Origin of the sequence: uncultured Thalassolituus sp., assembly GCF_950066645.1 — a bacterium.
Classification (GTDB): Bacteria; Pseudomonadota; Gammaproteobacteria; order Pseudomonadales; family Oceanobacteraceae; genus Thalassolituus.
Window position 1 is genome coordinate 1 of the sequence record NZ_CATMFB010000001.1, and the last position, 19,860, is coordinate 19,860.

Below are 19,860 nucleotides of genomic sequence, written 5' to 3' on the forward strand. Positions count from 1 at the left end.
CTGAATAACTGGTATCAGGCACTGAGCAACGCAGATGTCGACACCAAAGGTGACATGTACGCTGCTCAGATTGAAGCCGCTGCGGAACTGCTGCCTGCGTTTGATGAAATGTCGACTGAGATAGAGAACTTCACAAGCCTGGTTGTCACTACCAGACCAGAATGCGCAGAGATCTACAGTTACTACAGTTATTACTACCAACAGTACTTTGCCTACTGTACCGCCTATCGCGACGTCACTGGTCCCGGCCCCCTCCTTGATGCTGCTGAACTTGTCGGGTGGTTAGGCCAATACGCTCAGTACATAGAAAATAACCATGCAAGCCTGCCGTATTCCATCAATGCGGACAGAAGTTACAGCCTGAATACCGCAGCACTCGGAAGTCGACTGAATCACCTCGGGATTAAAAAATTTCTTACATACGATGACGGCTATAACGACCCAGGCTCAAGTATCACCGCAAACTACCAATGGAGTAATGGACAAATCTCGGAAGTCACTTTCTATGGCATGAGTAACAATTTCAAAATTTCCAGCAGCACCCAACCTGCGTATCTTTCGGTAGAACAGAATGGTTCATCGTTAACCTATGAAATGACCAACCTGAAACTGACACCCCGGTCCTACTATCGCGCTGGATTCACCGAAGTGTCTGTCCCTTCCACCGCCGTGACACTTAACTTTGACAGCCCATACAGCGTCAGGAACTATCTTTACGCTGTCTACTACGACTATGGCGAGATTGACCCGGGTAGTCTCGAGTCAATGACGGCTGTCTCCTCAGGTCATGCCAAAGGCTACACAGGTACCGCTGCATTCAGTCTGAATACTGAACTGACGTCTCCTTCCGAAAACTCGCGACTACTGACAAACCGCCTGACGATATCCAGTGATGACAGCAGGGGCGAAGCACCGGATATGTCAGGAGACATAAACATTTCCGTATCAGGAGATTACGAGCAGCAAGGAAGCAGATTTCTTGGGTTCTCCGCCAGCCTTGAAAATGCTTCGCTGACGTCGGATTTTCAGGGGTATGCACAAGCGTCTGTGAGCGACGGCAGCGTTGCCCGCTTCGAAGGGAAAATCTCCGCATCTGTATCAGACAGCAATGCTCAACAAGTGATTGCACCGACAGGCGAAGTTGCTTTTGAAGGTGTAATGACGGTCAGTAATGCGGCTGCCTACCCAACAGAAACAACAGGTTTTTCAGGCGCAGCCCGTATAAAGATGAAAGCCAGACAAGCCACAGATGGTAGCCTTGTCATTATTGATAATGAGCCCGTCATACATCCATACGAAGCCACTATCGCTGGAGAGCTGAATACAGTATCAGCCGGTGAGAGTGCGTCAGTAAGCATCAATGGACTGATGCATGTAAATCGTATGGAAGATATCGACGATCCGGAGACGTATGGGGATGTAGCGCTTGCACTGCGCATTGGCTCCACTATCAGCGGGCTGGATAATGCAAAAATATTAGTGTCTGCAATACGCAGAGCTCAGGAAGATGTAAATGGGATTATCCAACTGAGTTACAACAGCCCGGATTCCAGCATAGAACGAATCATAAATATCAATCTGGATTCCAGTGCCGACGTCACCGACGGAGAGTTCAACTATCTGACTGTTGCAAATGCAGATACCGAGATGACCATTCAGGCGACCTGTGTTTCAGGTGACGGAACTTCTGACTGCGACGAGTTCGAATTCACCGGTGTTATTACCGTCGCAGGCCACCAGGTAGGTGTACTGGAATCCCGTGATGGTGTGCCGGTATTTAAATTCGGCAACGAAGAAAGATACCGCATTCTGACGCCGAACTTTCTGGTCGAGAGAGTCAGCAACTGATTCTGATCAGAATTTGATGACAGGTCCGGCAGCGTAAGCTCCGGACCTTTTTTATAATTTCTGGACCATCTGATGCGATTATTAGTTTTCGTCTTCTCCGCGCTTGTATTCACCTCACAATGCGGCGCTGAATCCCAGACCGGTGTGAGCTTTGAGTACGAGGGTATTGCTCACACGGGGCCGATGGCCATCGATGCCGTCGTCAACGACTGGGATGGAAAAATAATCAAGGAAGATGACGGATTTCTCTGGCAGCAGACCAGCGCCAACTTGTTTTTCGGACCCTGGCGGGTGAGTTACCTTAACCGCTTCCATGCTGAGTATCGCTTTCCATATCAGTTAGCAGAAGGCTTTTACTACGCAACTAACGATATCACTCCCGACAACGAATACTCCAGGTACAGCCGTATAGAAGCACGTGATTATCGGGGCAAAGGCTGGGAGGTCAGCCACACGTTCGAACTGACGCCTCAGTTGACTCTGACACCTAAAATTAGCTGGTTACTGCTGGACCGGATTCTCTGGGGAAGCGTCGAAGGTGATGTGAGGTATGGCTCGCCAGACGACTGGGGAGGGCGCCTTGATATCGACTATGGATATACCGAAGATAAAATCCTGCGCCGGACTCTTGAGCAGGAGCACTACGGAGACCTTTACGCATTGGGTCTTGAAGCTTCCTTCCGGAAGGGCCGCTATACAGCCTATTACCGTGGTGAAAATCTGTTGGGGGTTATCGACTGGCAGGGAATTCCGTACACAGATGCCAGGCTGGATACCGAAGGAAATTATCTTCTGGACGGCTATGAATATTATGACACAGTTAATCTGACACCCTCTGCCATCCATTGGCTGACACAACGCTGGCAGTTTCACGGCCGTCACCAGGCGTCACTGGAACTGTTGCTCACCGAAATACAGACCAGTGCGGCAATTAAATATTCCCGGATACTCGATAATTTGCAGCTGAGTGCTGGTTACCACCCACAATGGCGGGCTGCGTCACTGGGAATAAACAGTCGCTATGCCGGACTGGAAATATTAAGTGATTCTCTGGATCCGGATAGCAGTCGGAGTCTGACCATCAGTGCCCACATTACGGCGTCATTCTGACGATCAGTGCAGATAGCCCGCAGAAACTCCATGAGTCTGACGCTGGGCCTGTAACAGCGCATGAGCATAGCCTTCATCGCCGAACGCCAGTTCCCGTAACAACGACAGGCTTTCATGTGAACACTCGACCCGGGCTTCCTGTTCCAGTCGTGAGAGTACCTGGCTGAAGACAAAGCGGCAGCCATCTGACTGCTCTCCTGCCCGCAGCGCCCACATCATCTCACCAGCTGTTTCGATGTAGCGCTGCTGACTTCCACGTCCGGGCTGAGCTGACAGCAGCAGCTCGGACATTTCCCAGGCATTGCCAAAGAATACCGCCGCCTGATGCCAGTGCTCTTCAACAAGAGCCTCCCGCCCCATCCTGCAGGTACGTCGCCAGCCGGGCAGCAGCTCTTCAGGGTTTTGAGTCAGCCAGAGTCTGTGTTTTCCGCAAAGAAACTTCATGATGGATCCTCCTGAAGTGCTGAGATGCCTGAATGCTGACGTTATGCGGCGGCCAGTGCGTCGTATTCGGAAATAATCTGGGCAACCCAGGTTTCAATCCGGGAATCACTGAGTTCAAACTGCTGATCTTCGTCGATTGCCAGTCCGCAGAAGAGCGTGTTGTCTTCGTTCACAGCCCGTGATGCCTCAAACTCATAGCCTTCGGTAGGCCAGTAGCCAATCAGACGCGCACCGGCTTTTTCGACGTACTCCTTCAGCCAGCCCATCGCATCAAGAAAGAAATCACCGTAACCAAACTGATCACCCAGTCCGTAGAGGGCCACAACCTTTCCTGAAAGGTTCAGGTTGCTGAGCGTATCGGCGATATCTTCCCAGTCGGCCTGAATACCGCCGAAATCCCAGGTCGGAATGCCCATGATGGCCAGGTCGAAGCGTTCCAGATCGTCAGCACTGACGTCTGTGACATTCAGCATCTCGGCGACCACACCCGCATCGGTAAGCAGCTGACTGATTTTTTCACCGACTTCTTCGGTGTTACCTGTGTCTGTACCGTAGATAATGCCTACGCTCGCCTGACCAAGTGAACTCACGGGGTATCCCTCTGATAAATACATTTAATGCGAATCATTATCATTACATATCAATGCAAACGCAACCCCCTGTCAGACAATTTTGTGTCTGTCGTCAGGGCTTAAAAAGGGAAGAGAAAAGCGGCGTTCAGCGGCGCCGGAATGGCTTGATGACGGACATAACACCCAGCGGGATTGCCAGCGCGAGCCATATCACCAGAGAGGTAATAAAGTACGAAATCTGCACTTCAGCGAAGAGGTTCGCCTGCAGGATGATCTGGAACACCGCATACATTGCCATGCCCCCGAAATAGAAGAGACCAAATACCAGCCAGCGGGGAAGGACATTCCCCTCAGACATGACGATGCGACGGGCCAGCTTGACGGATTGATCCATAAAGAAGAACAGCCCCATCACGGTCAGCGCAATTGCCAGAGCATGGCGGAGAGGCGCGTCCCAGTACCCGGCGGCGGTGTCAGTCACCGGATCAACCGTTGCTCCTGACCAGAGAGAATACGCGCCACTGAACACAGTAAACGCTGCGGTAATGATCGTCAGATAGTCTGCGACTGCAGACCGGTAAGGTGGGCGGTATTCCGTCATGTGAGGCTCCGTTGCCTCTGCCGGCACTGCACGGCAGAGGCGTTCTTATTCTATGGAGGCTTCTGGTCAGTGACCCAATGCGAGCTGGAAGTGCTCACAGGCGAGCGTTTCATCACCCTCGGCCAGCATCACTTTGCCCATTTCTGCATGGAGGCCAGGCAGACCTTTGATGCGCAGACCCGTCTGCAGGTATTCGCGGGCCTTCTCGATATCATTCTGGCGCAGAGCCAGACGTCCCAGAGTCAGCAGCAGAACGGGATCATTAGGACGCTCCTGCAGTTGCTGCTCAGCGAACAGAAGCTGTTTACCAGCATCGGCGCCTTTGAGTCGGCCAAAGGTCTCCACGAGGTCATCGTGCCAGACACTCTTCAGACCTGAACGGAGTGCTTCTTCTGCTTTTTCTTCCTGCTCCGTTTCGAGCAGCAGTCCGACATAGCAGGACAATACAGTGTGGGTGTTACGGACATCGCGCGACAGACCATCGAACGTTTTAACCAGATCACGGCCACCATGAGCATGACGAGCCCGGTCGAGCAGTTGCAGAGCAACCTTCTCTTCCAGCTTTTTCAGTTCGTCGGCCGGGATCTTCGTCGCTTTACGCAGCGTCGGGAGCAGCTCATTAAGTGCAACCCAGTCGCTCAGGTCCTGCAGCGTTTTCACCAGCAGTTTAAGCAGGTATGGGTGACGCGGATGATCTTCACGCAGCTTCAGCAGAACCGCCAGAGCCTGTTCATTCTGATTACGCGACTGCAGTAGCTGAACCTGAGTGATGCCGACGGCCAGATCAGAACCTTTGGTGCTCTGACTGGCGGCTTTCAGCCATTCGTCAGTCGCTTCGTTTTTTCCCTGCTCATAGGCCGCACGCGCAGCCGCAAGGTAGTTAATCAAAGGCTGATCAGCATCTTTTGCACTGCTGGTCAGATTGCGTTCTGCACGACGCCACTGCCCCTGTGCGAGAGCCAGCAGTCCCCGGGTGGTCTGGCGACGGGCACGGACGCTACGACGGCGCTGACGCCATTCATTGAAGCGACGGTCACTGCCGATAATCACCAGCAGGGTACGCAGGACAAAATACACGGCAAAAAGCGCAACGGCGGTCAATATCAGGAACATCCAGAAGCTGGTTTCCAACGTCAGGGATTCGTAGCTGAGCATGACGTAGCCCGGATCAATATCCAGACCCAGAGCAGCAAACACATTCCACTGGTTAAACACCGCGAGTACCGCACCGCCTACCAGTGCCAGTGCAACGACAACCAGCAATGTGACGATCAGGAGTCTCATGCCTCGCCCTCCGCTGCAGCGTCAGCAGCCACTTCATCAGTGACTGGCTGTGCCGGCGCAACTGTGCCACGGCGTTGTTCTTCAACCAGTTTGCGCAGCAGAACCAGTGAGGCACTGATGTCTGGCACCTGCGGAGCAACGTCCCAGGTCATCAGCTCGGCCAGCGAGGCATAGGCTGCGCGGGTGCGCTCGTCTTCAATGATCAGGTACTGATCCAACCACTCCTGCACACGCTTCAGGCTGTGAACATACAGTTCTGGTTCTTCACGCAGCAGTGCCACCTGAGCCTGTTCCAGCATCAGCAGCATGTTCTGCTGCAGGTAATACTGCTGATCAGGCGTCAGAGGCGCTTCAACTGGCTTACCACGGTCGCGGATACGTACCATACGCTGAACCTGTTCCTTGATGGCGTACCAGGTCTTCCAGAACATGGTCTGCTCTTCAAGCGTCCGTGGCTCCTGCTCTGCCACAGGTTCTTCAATCAGTTTTTCAGGCATCCACGGCAGAGCCGTAACTTTTTCCTGCAGTGCCTGGATACGATAGACCGCACCGACGGTGTCAATCGCTGGTACTGCACGAAGCGCCATCAGTTCACGGGCAATCAGTGAACGGACTTTATTCATCGCCGGGTTGCGGGTTTCGATCAGTACGTTATCTGCGGCCACCAGCATGCTGACTGCGCCGTCCCAATCGCTTTCCAGCTCAAGACGCTGGTTCGCCAGGCGCAGCAGATACTCAGCCTCAGCGAGCAGCCAGTCCTGACGTTCAGCACCCGGCAGTTTGCCCAGACGTTCAGAGTTATGAGCCACCTGTGCCTGCAGAGTTTCTGCCGCGGCAGCAAGCGCTTCTGCGCGGGCCATTAATTCATTTTCACGGGCAGCACTGGCGTCGATACGGCTCAGTGCGTTGGCCAGATCATTTTTCAGAACAGCGGACTCTGCCGTCGCGTTCTGTTGTTGCTGCCAGCCCAGCCAGCCAGCAAATCCGGCCAGCAGGAAGAGGATGACGATCAGGACCAGATTGACCCAGGACAGCAGGTTACCACCACGCTTTGCCTGCTTGCTCTGTCCCGCTGGGGATGCGTTCTGTTGCTCGTTGCTCACTGTCGGTTCCTTATAAATAAAAATGCCTTCCGGCTATCACTATCTATCAGCTGCGGCTAACCACGCGCGCAGGCTGTGCAAAGTATCTTCATTACGGGCACTGGCCGCAACCAGAACCTCCCGGAAGCCCCGGGCTCTGGCCTGATCGGCAACTCTGGTGCTGGGTACCAGAATACCTGCGACCCTCTGGGGCAGGTCTGCGACCTGTTCCATGGCGATATCCAGCGCCTGGCCACTGCTCAGTAACAGCAGCGGCCCGTCTTCCAATGCGGCATCCCAGTCGGCTCCGCTGTAGTCAATCTGACGCCGCTCGTACAACTCCGCATAGTCAACGCGGGCACCGCGCTGGCGTAAAACGCTGGCCAGGGTTTCACGCCCACCCACACCACGCCAGATCAGTATTTTTTCACCTTCGATCACGGCTGCCTGCAGACCGTCCAACGCCAGCACACCTTCACTGTCAAAGCGCTCCGCCGGCATCTCGACCGGCAGACCTGCACCGCGCAATACCTCTGCCGTGGTCGGGCCAACGGCGTACCAGGTGATACCTACCGGATGTTGCGGCCAATAGTCGTCGAGCCATGCCAACCCGGCTTCGGCGGCATTCTGGCTGATGGCGATCACAGAGTGATAGCCATCAATATCCAGTATCCGCTGCTTCACCGCAGATGATTCGGGTGTGCCATCATCACGGAAACCACGGATATCAATCAAAGGGTGGTGACGGACGTCATTGTCCAGCACTGACAGGGATGACAATAATTCAGACGCCTGATCCGAGGGCCGGGTCACAACGAGCGGAATATTTTTCCTGTCGGTCACTTCACTTCATGTCCATAAACGGCCGAGAGGATATCACCTGCGCCCTGAGCTAACAGGTCTTCTGCTGCCTGAATGCCCAGTGCCTCTGCCGTTTCGGCCTTCCCCTGGTATTCGCAACGCAGAATCGTCGCACCGTCCACGCTGCCGACCAGGCCGCGCAGACGCAGATCATCGTCCTGACGCTCGGCATAACAGGCAATCGGGACCTGACACCCGCCCTGCAGGCGACGGTTGAGCGCACGTTCTGCCAGTACGCAGCTGGCGGTCACTTCATCGTGCAGCGGACGGATCAGCGCCTGAATGTCTTCATCACCTGTACGCCATTCGATACCCAGCGCTCCCTGACCACCTGCGGGCAAGGACTCTTCGGCCGGCATAAATGCCGCAATGCGATCATGCATTTCCATACGCAGCAGACCGGCTGACGCCAGAATGATGGCATCGTATTCACCAGCGTCCATTTTCCCGAGACGGGTCTGAACATTACCACGCAGGCTCTTGATGACCAGATCCGGACGACGCTGCTGTACCTGACACTGGCGACGCAGGCTGGAAGTCCCGACCACGCTACCGGCAGGCATGTCATCAATACTCTTGTACTTATTGGAGACAAACGCATCGAGAGGATTCTCACGCTCGCAGATCACCCCCAGCTCCAGCCCTTCCGGGAATTCCATCGGCACGTCTTTCATTGAATGCACGGCGATATCAGCGCGACCATCCAGCATGGCGGCTTCCAGCTCTTTAACGAACAGGCCTTTACCACCGATCTTTGCCAGCGGCACGTCGAGAATCTTGTCACCCTGCGTCGTAAAGGTGACCAGTTCAACGGACAAGCCTTCGTGCAGCGCCTCAAGGCGGGCCTTGATATGTTCAGCCTGCCACATGGCAAGCGGGCTTTTACGGGTAGCAATACGCAGCACAGACATCGTCGTTACAGACCTTCAATGGAAATTTCAGCCGCGGATGATAACAGGAATTTGCTGCGCGTTCTTTGACCAGTGCGCGACAGGCGTCAGGCGCTGCTGTAGTTCTTAAGATAGCGGCGCACACCCGCCAGATGACGACGACTGACCGGCAGGCCTTCACTGCAGTTGCGCAGATGAATAAACGTCCCTTCGTCATCCGTTTCCAGGCGCTCAATCGCATGCGCAGCAACGAGAGTGCTGCGGTGCGTGCGCAGAAACTGATCACCGAACTCTTCTTCCAGCTGCTTCAGCGATTCATCGATCAGCGTTGTGCCACCACTGTGCACGACTGAGACGTACTTCTGATCGGCGGTGAAATACCGGATGTCTTCAACGGCGATCAATTCCAGACCGTGGTGTGTACGGGCGCTGATATGAGTCCGGGTTGAGACCGGCTCTGAGGGCGACTGACGTTGCAGACGCTCCTGCGCACGGCCCAGCGCACGGGAAAGCTCTTCTTTCCGGATGGGCTTCAGCAGATAGTCTGCCGCATTCACGCGAAACGCAGGCAAGGCATGATCGTCATAGGCGGTGCAGAAGATCACCACGGGAGGCCGTTCCAGCGACAGAAAGTGTTCCGCAGCATCAAGGCCATCCATTCCCGGCATCTGAATGTCCAGCAGGACGACGTCGGCCTCAAACTGCTTTAACCAGTCAACCGCCGCCTGACCATCCCCCGCTTCGGCGACAATCCGGAAGTCTGCGTGTTCCTGCAGAAGTCGCTTCAGTCGCTCGCGGGCGAGAGGCTCATCATCAACGATCATCAGGCGATATGTCACAAGCCCGCCCCCCGGGGCAATGACAGGCGGGCAATATAACGCTCCCCCTGATCACTGACATCAAGGCGGGCTTCGCTGCCGAACTGCGCTTCCAGCCGGGCGCGGATATTCTGATGAGCAATACGGTTGCCGCCTTCTGCACGGACACCCGCAGCTTTGCTGTTGCTGATGACCATCTCCCATCCTGTTTCTTGCTGACTGAGAACAACCCGGATATCACCGGGAGCAACGACAGGCTGAATACCGTGATAGACCGCGTTTTCCAGCAGTGGCTGCAGTATCAATTGTGGCACCTGTAAATCCGGCAGGCTGTGAGGTAATTCCCATTCCACGCTCAGACGATCCCCAAGACGCGTCTGCTCGATATCCAGATATCCTTTACTCAGCTCAATTTCCTGACGCAACGAGGTACTGGCTTCAGCACCACGCAGTACCGCCCTGAATAACTGCGCCAGCTCCAGCAGCATCTGTTCGGCTTTATCCGGATCAATGACAATCAGAGACGCCACTGTATTCAGCGTATTGAAGAAAAAATGTGGGCGGATATTCGCCTGCAGCGCTGCCAGGCGGGAGCGCAGCTCAGCCTGAGTCTGCATGCGCCACTGGCTCTGAACGTAGAAATAGCGCAGAGCCATCGCTGTAAAAATGGCACTCACCAGTTGATTACGCAGTATCCACAACCAGTCGATGTCCGGCCCCGCTCCGGGGAGAATGGCATCCCCCAGCAGGCTGATCACCAGAGTAATGATCTGGGTGATCGCCATTGCGATAGCCGCAGCGCCGACAACGGGCAGACGCGCAAGCAGCCGGCGGGACTGGCACAACACCCCCACCGACAACAGAGCAATCCACTGTACGAACAGAGATACCAGACCAAAACGTGACAATGAGAATGCTTCGACACCGGTTTCAACCAGCGTCAGTGCCAGTACCAGTGCTTCAGTCACAATGAGCAGTATCAGAACTGCACGGGTGTTGCAGAGATCAGGAAGGAAAAATCCCTCCAGTAATTTATCGTCCCGGGTATCTGTCATGCGCGTACTTCAGCCTGCTTGGGTAACGCTCAGTCTCCTGTGCCGGGCGTCTTCTGTAAACCCCCGGGGCAAACAGGTATAATCCGCGCCGTTTCCCCCATCATCACCCTGAGGTGCTTTATGTCTGATCAGTCCACCAACGTTTCCTGGGGCGGCCGCTTTTCCGAGCCGACCGACGCCTTCGTTGCCCGCTACACCGCTTCTGTGGAGTTTGATCAGCGCATGTACCGCCAGGATATTCAGGGTTCCGTCGCGCACGCAACCATGCTCTGCAAAGTCGGCGTTCTGACTGAGCAGGAACGCGACGATATCATTCAGGGTCTGAGCGAAATTCAGGCGGATATCGAAGCCGGTAACTTCCAGTGGTCTGTGGAACTCGAAGACGTCCACATGAACATTGAAGCCGCACTGACTGCCAAAATCGGCATCACAGGCAAGAAATTGCATACCGGTCGCTCTCGCAATGATCAGGTGGCCACCGACATCCGACTGTACATGCGGGATGAAATAGACGTTATCTCCGCTGAGCTGACGCGCCTGCAGCAGGGTCTGGTCGATCTGGCTGAACGCGAAGCAGACACTATCATGCCTGGCTTCACCCACCTGCAGACCGCACAGCCAGTGACGTTTGGCCACCACCTGCTGGCCTGGAACGAAATGCTGGAGCGCGATTACGCCCGCCTGCAGGACTGCCGTAAGCGTGTTAACCAGATGCCTCTGGGCGCCGCCGCACTGGCAGGCACGACCTACCCGATCGACCGTCACCTGACGGCTGAGCTGCTGGGCTTCGAGGCTCCGACCGAGAACAGCCTCGACTCCGTATCAGACCGCGATTTTGCGATTGAATTTACCAGCGCCGCCTCGCTGATCATGATGCACATGTCGCGTTTCTCTGAAGAGCTGGTGCTCTGGGCCTCCGCTCAGTTCCAGTTTGTTGACCTGCCAGACCGCTTCTGCACAGGCTCGTCCATCATGCCGCAGAAGAAGAACCCGGATGTGCCTGAACTGGTTCGTGGCAAAACCGGCCGGGTATACGGCCACATGATTTCATTGCTGACACTGATGAAATCGCAGCCACTGGCATACAACAAAGACAATCAGGAAGACAAAGAACCGCTGTTTGACACCGTCGACACCATCCGTGACTCACTGCGTGCCTTCGCCGACATGGTGCCTCACCTGCAGGCAAAGAAAGAATATATGCGCGAAGCGGCCATGCGCGGCTTCTCTACCGCCACCGATCTTGCCGACTACGTGGTGCGCAAAGGCATCCCGTTCCGCGATGCACACGAAATTGTCGGTAAAGCCGTGGCGTACGGTATTGAGACCGGTAAAGACCTGAGTGAAATGACGCTGGAAGAACTGAAGCAGTTCTCTGGTGAGATCACCGCAGACGTCTTTGATGTGCTGACACTGGAAGGCTCAGTTGCCGCTCGCGATCACATCGGCGGTACCGCTCCGGATCAGGTTCGTGCTGCCGCAGGCCGTGCCCGCCAGAAACTGAGCGCGCGTTAAGACATATCCGGCTTGCAGGTCAGTGGCAACCGCTTTGCCACTGGACTGACCGTTTACTTTCCGGACAGTCTTTGAGAATTAGTACAGAAGAAGAAGACCCTGACAGACGTCAGGGTCTGATCAAGCGATATCAGAGCTTAATGCTGTCCTTAATACGGGTCAGCAGTTTCACCCCCATACCTTTCACACGCAGCAGTTCGTTCGGGCTGGTGTACGGACGGCCGGCCACAATTGCTGCCGCCAGTTTCTCAGAAACGCCTTTCAGTTCAGCAACGTCAGCAACAGACGCATCGTTGATTGAAATCAACTCAATGCTGCCTTTCTTTTTTGCCGACTTTTTAGCAACAGACTTCGCTTCAGCTTTGGCTTTTGGCGCGGTTTTAGGAGTCGCTTTCGCTTTTGGCTGTTCTGTTTTTGGTGTTTCTGTCCTGGCGACAGGCGCAGCTTTTTTCACTGGTGCCGCAACTTTTTCTGTGCGGTCTGCAATTTCACAGAAGGCCACCGTATCGTAGGATGCGCCATTCCATTCACGCAGCATGACCACAGGTCGTTCTGCCTGATTGCTGAAGGTCAGATTAATCAGGTCATATTCACAGGCAGGGTAGCAGTACCCGGACGTCAGTGTGCCAACTGTAAAGCCCGCCAGCGGCTCACCATTGAAATCGCCACCACTGTAGGGCGCATCGAGGTCCCACAGTTCAATACGTAAAGTACCGCTGATGTTCCCTTCGGCACGGTTGTTCATAATAGCTGGCATATCCAGCTGAACGCGCCCGAAGCCCATTGTGATTGATGGTGTACCTTCAAGGCGGATGCCAGAGGCAAGTTGTGTTGGTTTCTGGAGTTGCAGTTCCATGTTGTTTTTCCCTTTTAAAAAGTCAGGACTCTAATGTCATCAGATGACAGTTTTACGACAGTCGTTGTCTTGCCTCACAACCTGGCAACATCCACAGACACAGTCATAATCGGATCGGTGCCACCACCGAAGATTACCCCCTTCAGCGGCGTCACATCATAATAATCTCTGCCCCAGGCGGTGATGATATGCTGTTCACCTGCCATGCAGTTATTGGTCGGATCAAATTCAAACCAACCTTCTCCCGGTGAAAATACCGACAGCCAGGCGTGCGACGCATCAGCACCGACCATCTTTTCCTGCCCCGGAGGCGGCAGTGTTTCGAGATAACCCGACACGTACTTTGCGGCAAAGCCCAGAGCCCGCAGACAACCTATCTGCACATGTGCGAAATCCTGACAGACGCCTTTGCGGTTCTTCATAACTTCGGAAATCGGGGTGGCGATCGTCGTCGCCAGTGGCGAATATTCGAACTCAGAGTAGATACGTTCGGTCAGTGCCGCCACCGCCGACAGCAGCGGCCGGTCATCTGTGAACAGATCGGCAGCAAAGTCACGCAATTCTGCGGACGCCCGCACCATGGCAGAGTCCAGCTGAAATTCGCGGGCAAGGATGACTTCTTCCAGACGTGCCTGCTGCATCTGGCGTCTTGCTTCGGCACATGTCCGCCCCAGATCCAGATTGGTGTCTCCGATCTGCGAGTGTGTTTCAACCTCACTGGTGGCCGTAATCACCAGCTCGCGATGCGGCTTCTGAATTTCAAAGTGATAGGCGGTATTGCCAAAATAGTCTTCGCGACGGGAACCCGCGGCGACAACCGGCGTGACGTCGATGCGTGAGTTATGACAGGTCTGACGGCGAGAGCTTCGCGGGGTCATCTGCGCCAGGTTGTAGCAGTGTGACACCCTTCCGGCGTATTTGTATTCAGTGATGTGACGGATACGGTAGCGCATCAGAGGCCCTCCCAACGGGCGGTAACCAGCTGCTGAGATTCTTCACGGTGATCGAAGTAACGGTCACTGATCATGTCACTGATCTGCATCAGGTTGTCTCCCAGAGCCGCCATCGCCTCTCTCAGTCCCTGTCTTTCGCCGTCCTGATCCGCGGTTAACTCGCTCAGAATCGACAGACGGATATGAGTTGCACAGCTGACTAACGCACGTTCGGCAGGAGGAAGCTCATGCAGGAAGCCCTTATTGTTAGGCAGTTTACGGACATGTATCAGCATCTGATCCAGCTGATACAGCAGCGATCTTGGGTTGTCGGTATCCAGCATCACCAGGTCGAGTCCGGTCTGAATCGCAGTGCGGGCGCCATACCGCCGACGATAACTGATCAGCCCTTCCAGGGTTAACAGCAGGGCTTCTGTCATGCGCGACTGCTCCGGCTCCGCCAGGACTGGCCCCAGGAGTTCACCCATCATGCCCGAGCTCTGCAACGCCCGTTCGAGACGTCGGCCCAGCTCCATAAAACGCCAGCCATAGCCCCGCATCATACTTTCATGATTAAGGCCCGACAGCGCCATTAAGGCAGTTACAAGAGGGTCAATCACTTCATCCGCGGTACGGTAATCGTCCGGTGCAGCATTCAGCACCGGCAGAGCGTCACGGATGTCATTGATCACCCGGTAGGTATCCGAAGACAACAGCTCTTTGGCTTCATCCGCACAGAAGAGCATGCTGTTCAGCACCCCGGCAATGGCATGTGGAATCGCGCCTTCGCGCAGCAGTACTCCCATCGCTTCATCTGACTCCGGCAGCGGGGGTACCGCGGTAGCCGCAATGCTCGACAGTGAACGCAGCAGATAAGTACGCATGGCGGGTGTAACCGGCTCTTCGCCATTCAACAGGGCATGGGTCGTACGCAACAGACGCAGTGCAGCCTCTGCCCGCTCCGCATAGCGCCCCATCCAGTAAAGGTTTTCCAGCACCCGACTCGGCAGGTTAATCATGTCGGCTTCACGTGCCGCCTGATCTTCCGCAGGCTGATTGGTGATCAGCCGCTCGGGTTCCGAGGCCACCACCCAGGTGTCCTTACTCGATGCACCAGTCTGACTGGAGATGATAAACGCACCCTCATCCAGCCCTACCCGGGTAAGGCCGCCGGGCATCACACTGTATGAGCTGGTGCCAGCCACCGTAAAGGTACGTAGAATTCCCGGCCGTGGGGTCAGCACCGCGCCATCCAGCGTCGGGATATAGCTGGCGCCAATGACCGGTTGTGCAACAAACCCCAGCGGGTTCTGCATAATACGGGCTTTAAGCGCGTCCAGTTCTTCTGCGGTCGCCTGTCCGGCATTGATACTCAACTCACCCGGACGACGGTTGATGGGTTTAATCACCATTTCCTGCAGATGCTCAAGGACATACGCTTTGTCCTGTTCATCGCCACACCAGTAGGTCTGTACCGTCGGCATCCGCAACTCACGACCCAACAGTGCCTTGCTGATACCCGGCAGATATTTCAGCAGTACCGGGTTTTCCAGTACACCGGAGCCGAGCGGATTAGCGACCACCAGATTCCCGGAGCGGACCACCTCCAGCAATCCGGGCACCCCGAGGCGTGAATCACTGCGCAGTTCTACCGGGTCACAGAACCAGTCATCGACTCGCCTGAGTAGCACGTCAACGCGATTCAGGCCGTCGAGCGATTTCATCCACAGGAAACCGTTCCGGACAATCAGGTCGTCGCTCTGAACCAGATAGAAACCCAGGTAATTCGCGATGTAGGCATGTTCGAAATAGGTTTCGTTGCGTGGACCCGGGGTCAGTACCGCCACCCGCGGACGGGCACGGTTTGGGCACAGGCTCAGCAGCTTCGAGCGCAGCTGCTGAAAATACGCCGCTAACCTGTGAACATGACTGTCGCGGAACAGACTGGGGAACGTCCGGGACATAACGGTGCGGTTTTCCAGTGCATAACCAGCACCACTCGGGCATTGAGTGCGGTCAGCCAGCACCAGCATATTGCCGTCCGCACCACGTACCATGTCCACCGCGTGGGTGATCAGTTCATGCTCGCCGGGGGTACGGACGCCCTGACAGGCGCGCAGAAAACCACGATGCGAAAAGAGCGCCTCAGGCGGCAATACTCCCGTACGGATCAGCGTACGCGGGCCGTAGAGGTCACGCAGCAGAAGGTTCAGCAGCTCAGAGCGTTCCAGCAGCCCCGCCTCAATGTCCGCCCACTCTTCGCTACTGATGACGTTGGGAACCAGATCCAGACCCCAGATCCGGGGGGGATTAATATCGTCACTGTAGACGTTATAGGTCGCACCATCATCCCGCAGCAGTCGTAATGCTTTACTCTGACGTTCTGCAAGCGCATCTGCGGGCAGCGCAGACAGGCTGTCCAGCACATACTGCCAGTGTGGCAATACCTGCCCCTCGCTGTCGCGGATATCATCCCCCGCCCGGTCGAGCGGGGGGTAATGAAGGTTCAGTTCGGATTCGCCGGACATGTGAACACTCTGTGATGTCAGATAAGGCTTTTATTATGGCAGATCGTTCACAACAAGACTCAGCTACGTCGCCGCGTCCGCAGGTCCAGCGTTAACGGATACTCATCGTATGATTCTTCCGGTGGCGGCGCCATAGGACGCGGCGTGGTATGCGGGAAGAACTGACGCAGAGCATCAACATCCGGACGCGGAGTGAATGGCCCCTGAGTATGGCTCAGATCATCGAAACGGTTACCCCGGCGGGACTCCGCTTCAAAGGCATTCACAGGGAAGGTGTCATAACTACGCCCGCCCGGATGCGACACATGGTATGTACAACCACCCACCGAACGTCCGTTCCAGGTATCGATAAGATCAAACACCAGCGGCGCATGAATATCGATGGTCGGGTGCAGTGCCGACGGCGGAGCCCAGGCTTTATAACGCACACCGGCAACAAACTCACCATGCCGACCGGTACTGCGCAGCGGCACCCTGCGACCGTTACAGGAGAGCACGTAGCGACTGCCCGTCATACCGCTCACGCGTACCTGCAGACGCTCCACTGAAGAATCCACGTAGCGCGCCGTGCCTGAGCTGGTCACTTCTTCACCGAGAACATTCCAGGGCTCAATCGCCCAGCTCAGTTCCAGCTGGATATCATCGAGTTCAACGCGACCGTAGTTCGGGAACCGGAACTCACGGAAAGGCAGCAGCCACTCCGCACGGAAATCCAGACCATGAGACTGAAGATCGTCAGCGACTTCCTTCACGTCCTGCCAGATGTAGTGAGGCAGCATAAACTGATCGTGCAGGCGCGTTCCCCAGCGTTCCAGCTTCTGCTTGTACGGCTGTTTCCAGAAACGGATCACCAATGCACGCAGCAGCAGAGCCTGCACCATGGCCATACGACTATGAGGCGGCATTTCGAAGCCACGGAATTCAAGAATCCCCAGACGTCCGGTGGAACTGCCCGGCGCAAACAGTTTATCAATACAGAACTCTGCCCGGTGGGTGTTGCCCGTCAGGTCGATCAGCAGGTTACGCATGATGCGGTCCACCAGCCATGGCTGAGCGACTTCCCCGTCAGGCATCTGCTGAAACGCAATTTCCAGCTCGTACAGTGATTCATCACGACCTTCATCGACACGAGGCGCCTGACTGGTTGGCCCCACAAAGGCACCAGAAAACAGATACGACAAGGAAGGATGGTTCTGCCAGTAAGTAACAAAACTCCGCAGCAGATCCGGACGACGCAGCAGCGGACTGTCTGCAGGCGTCGAACCACCCAGCGTAATATGATTACCACCACCTGTGCCGGTATGACGGCCATCAAGCATAAACTTCTCTGTCCCCAGACGGGACTCACGCGCCGCCTGATAGAGTTCTGTCATGTTGCTGACCATATCACGCCAGTTGGTCGCCGGGTGAATATTCACTTCAATCACACCGGGGTCTGGCGTCACCAGCAGTTTCTGCAGACGATGATCTTTCGGCGGCTCATAGCCCTCGATAATCACCGGCAGATCCAGCTGCTCTGCGGTTTCTTCAATAAGCGCCAACAGATTGATGTAGCTTTCAAGGTACGGCAGCGGTGGCAGGAAGATATGAATTTTACCTTCACGCGCTTCCACACAGAGTGCCGTGCGCACCAGGTTCTTCCACAAGTAGCCATCGTCACGAGGATTGCCTGACTTATCCGTGCCCGCTTTCTGCGGCTGGGTCAGTTGCGCAGTCCTGGTACTCAGTGCCTCTACACGCTCCAGCGCCACCTGAACGGCATGCGCAGCCGTTTCGAGCGGGTCTGTTTCACGCATAGGGTCTGCTTCCTGCGGCAACCGGTCTTCATCAGCGATCGGCGGCAGGCTGTCCAGCGGTAAGCGCAGGCCGACCGGAGAATCCCCGGGGATCAGGGTCAGGCGCTCGCGACGGAACTCCCACCGGCTCGACTGCCAGCGGTGCGCGTAAAAATCCCATTCCACCGGAATCACAAAGCCCGAAGGTGTATCCAGGCCCTGCTCCAGAACCCGTGCCAGACGACGTCGATCCAGACTGTCTTTGGCAGAAGCGATATGCGCATCAACCCCCGGAGGCAGGTTCTGCTCCTGCAGCAGGTAGTGCAGGCCATCTTCGTACGCAGGGTGCACGCAGAAATCAGCAATCCCCATCAGGGTGGCGAGGCGCTGAGAGAACAGCTCCGCATCGCGATGGCTGTGGCCGTAATTTTTGTCCACCCGCGCAAGATAGTCCTGGCGCTGCCAGAGCGGCTCGCCATCGGTACGCCAGAACAGGCCCAGCGCCCAGCGTGGGACTTCCTCACCCGGATACCACTTGCCCTGCCCGTAATGCAGCAGGCCTTTGGGCGCAAAATGATCCCGCAGACGCAGCAGCAGTGTCTTCGCCAGCGAAAGTTTCTCTTTGCCCAGGGCTGCGGTATTCCACTGTGCGGATTCCATATCATCGATCGATACAAACGTTGGCTCACCCCCCATGGTGAGACGCACGTCGTTTTCCAGCAGCAGCTTGTCGACCTTATCGCCCAGAGCCAGAACATCGGCCCACTGGTCATCGGTATAAGGTTTGGTCACCCGCGGATCTTCGTGAATCCGGGACACTTCATTGCTGTATGAAAACTCAACTTCACACTCATCGGTGAAGCCACTGATCGGAGACGCAGACACAGGATCAGGCGTACAGGCCAGAGGAATGTGACCCTCAGACGCGAACAGACCCGAGGTGGGATCAAGGCCCACCCAGCCTGCGCCTGGCAGGAAGACTTCGCACCAGGCGTGGAGATCTGTGAAGTCGGCTTCCGGACCCGATGGACCGTCCAGTGATTTTTCATCTGACGTCAGCTGCACCAGATAACCTGAAGCAAAACGTGCCGCCAGCCCCATGTGGCGCAACAGCTGCACCAGCAACCAGGCGGAATCACGGCAGGAGCCTTTCATCAGCGTCAGCGTTTCTTCCGGCTCCTGAACGCCGGGCTCAAGGCGCACGCCGTACTCGATCATTTCCTGCAGACGCTGGTTAATCGCCACCAGAAAATCAATCGTACGTGTCTCTTTGCGTGGAATACTTTCCAGCAGTTCGGTGAACTTATCGCCTTCTACGGTGCAGGCGAGATACGGCTCCAGCTCATGATGAAGCTGCTTGTCATAGCGGAACGGGAAATTTTCGGCGTATTCTTCGATGAAGAAGTCGAATGGGTTGATCACTGTCATCTCAGCGATCACTTCTACCTCGACGGACAACCGGCGGGTCTTCTCAGGAAACACCAGGCGCGCCTGGAAGTTACCGTAAGGGTCCTGCTGCCAGTTAAGAAAATGCTCTTCCGGACCAATCTTCAGACTGTAGCTTTTGATCGGCGTGCGGCTGTGTGGCGCAGGGCGCAGCCGCACCACATGCGGCGACAGGTTAACCGGGCGATCAAAATCGTAATAGGTATTGTGCTGTATAGCGACGGTAATCGTCATGGCGAATCC

16 protein-coding genes are annotated in these 19,860 nt (G+C 55.6%); 3 read left to right on the forward strand and 13 right to left on the reverse strand.

Annotated elements, in window-relative coordinates; all coding sequences use genetic code 11:
• The coding region (locus Q1L85_RS00005; RefSeq protein WP_300431914.1) for a hypothetical protein at window positions 1–1,848 on the forward strand (1,848 nt) is incomplete at its 5' end.
• Window positions 1,849–1,920: 72 nt separating this feature from the next.
• Window positions 1,921–2,958, forward strand: a complete 1,038-nt coding sequence (locus tag Q1L85_RS00010) for a hypothetical protein (RefSeq protein WP_300428118.1) — start codon at window positions 1,921–1,923, stop codon at window positions 2,956–2,958.
• 3 nt (window positions 2,959–2,961) lie between these two features.
• On the opposite strand, the gene Q1L85_RS00015 is transcribed toward Q1L85_RS00010, so the two are convergent.
• From Q1L85_RS00015 to Q1L85_RS00055, 9 genes are all read right to left on the reverse strand, one after another.
• Window positions 2,962–3,402 (reverse strand): hypothetical protein, encoded by a 441-nt coding sequence (locus Q1L85_RS00015; protein ID WP_300428117.1) that lies wholly within the window; start codon window positions 3,400–3,402, stop codon window positions 2,962–2,964.
• Between the two features lie 41 nt (window positions 3,403–3,443).
• Window positions 3,444–3,992 carry a flavodoxin gene (locus Q1L85_RS00020; protein ID WP_300428116.1) on the reverse strand — a complete coding sequence of 183 codons (549 nt, stop codon included), beginning with the start codon at window positions 3,990–3,992 and terminating at the stop codon, window positions 3,444–3,446.
• A gap of 127 nt (window positions 3,993–4,119) precedes the next feature.
• Window positions 4,120–4,575, reverse strand: coding sequence for a hypothetical protein (locus tag Q1L85_RS00025; RefSeq protein WP_300428115.1), 456 nt, complete (start codon window positions 4,573–4,575; stop codon window positions 4,120–4,122).
• Window positions 4,576–4,641: 66 nt separating this feature from the next.
• Window positions 4,642–5,859 carry a heme biosynthesis HemY N-terminal domain-containing protein gene (locus tag Q1L85_RS00030; RefSeq protein WP_300428114.1) on the reverse strand — a complete coding sequence of 406 codons (1,218 nt, stop codon included), beginning with the start codon at window positions 5,857–5,859 and terminating at the stop codon, window positions 4,642–4,644.
• Window positions 5,856–6,962: a uroporphyrinogen-III C-methyltransferase gene (locus tag Q1L85_RS00035; protein ID WP_300428113.1), complete on the reverse strand. Its 1,107-nt coding sequence runs from the start codon at window positions 6,960–6,962 to the stop codon at window positions 5,856–5,858. The genes Q1L85_RS00030 and Q1L85_RS00035 overlap by 4 nt, the downstream gene beginning before the upstream one ends.
• A gap of 39 nt (window positions 6,963–7,001) precedes the next feature.
• Window positions 7,002–7,784: a uroporphyrinogen-III synthase gene (locus tag Q1L85_RS00040; RefSeq protein ID WP_300428112.1), complete on the reverse strand. Its 783-nt coding sequence runs from the start codon at window positions 7,782–7,784 to the stop codon at window positions 7,002–7,004.
• Window positions 7,781–8,713, reverse strand: a complete 933-nt coding sequence (gene hemC / locus Q1L85_RS00045) for a hydroxymethylbilane synthase (protein ID WP_300428111.1) — start codon at window positions 8,711–8,713, stop codon at window positions 7,781–7,783. The genes Q1L85_RS00040 and hemC overlap by 4 nt, the downstream gene beginning before the upstream one ends.
• An 86-nt stretch (window positions 8,714–8,799) precedes the next feature.
• Entirely contained in the window at window positions 8,800–9,531 is a 732-nt protein-coding gene (locus tag Q1L85_RS00050; RefSeq protein WP_300431918.1) for a LytTR family DNA-binding domain-containing protein, read from the reverse strand.
• Window positions 9,528–10,565 (reverse strand): sensor histidine kinase, encoded by a 1,038-nt coding sequence (locus tag Q1L85_RS00055; RefSeq protein ID WP_300428651.1) that lies wholly within the window; start codon window positions 10,563–10,565, stop codon window positions 9,528–9,530. Before Q1L85_RS00055 ends, Q1L85_RS00050 begins: the two co-directional genes overlap by 4 nt.
• Window positions 10,566–10,685: 120 nt before the next feature.
• Here Q1L85_RS00055 and argH point away from each other — a divergent pair, with 120 nt between their 5' ends.
• Window positions 10,686–12,080, forward strand: a complete 1,395-nt coding sequence (gene argH, locus Q1L85_RS00060) for an argininosuccinate lyase (protein ID WP_300428653.1) — start codon at window positions 10,686–10,688, stop codon at window positions 12,078–12,080.
• Window positions 12,081–12,210: 130 nt separating this feature from the next.
• On the opposite strand, the gene Q1L85_RS00065 is transcribed toward argH, so the two are convergent.
• The 4 genes from Q1L85_RS00065 to Q1L85_RS00080 all read right to left on the reverse strand — a co-directional run bounded on the left by Q1L85_RS00065 (window position 12,211) and on the right by Q1L85_RS00080 (window position 19,851).
• The gene (locus Q1L85_RS00065) at window positions 12,211–12,936 is read right to left on the reverse strand and encodes a helix-hairpin-helix domain-containing protein (RefSeq protein ID WP_300428654.1); all 726 of its coding nucleotides are present in this window, start codon (window positions 12,934–12,936) and stop codon (window positions 12,211–12,213) included.
• A 74-nt stretch (window positions 12,937–13,010) separates the two neighbouring features.
• Complete coding sequence (locus Q1L85_RS00070; protein ID WP_300431921.1) at window positions 13,011–13,889, reverse strand: transglutaminase family protein; 879 nt, start codon at window positions 13,887–13,889, stop codon at window positions 13,011–13,013.
• Window positions 13,889–16,396, reverse strand: coding sequence for a circularly permuted type 2 ATP-grasp protein (locus Q1L85_RS00075; protein ID WP_300427025.1), 2,508 nt, complete (start codon window positions 16,394–16,396; stop codon window positions 13,889–13,891). Before Q1L85_RS00075 ends, Q1L85_RS00070 begins: the two co-directional genes overlap by 1 nt.
• Window positions 16,397–16,455: 59 nt before the next feature.
• The gene (locus Q1L85_RS00080; protein WP_300427027.1) at window positions 16,456–19,851 is read right to left on the reverse strand and encodes a transglutaminase family protein; all 3,396 of its coding nucleotides are present in this window, start codon (window positions 19,849–19,851) and stop codon (window positions 16,456–16,458) included.
• Between the last annotated feature and the right edge of the window lie 9 nt (window positions 19,852–19,860).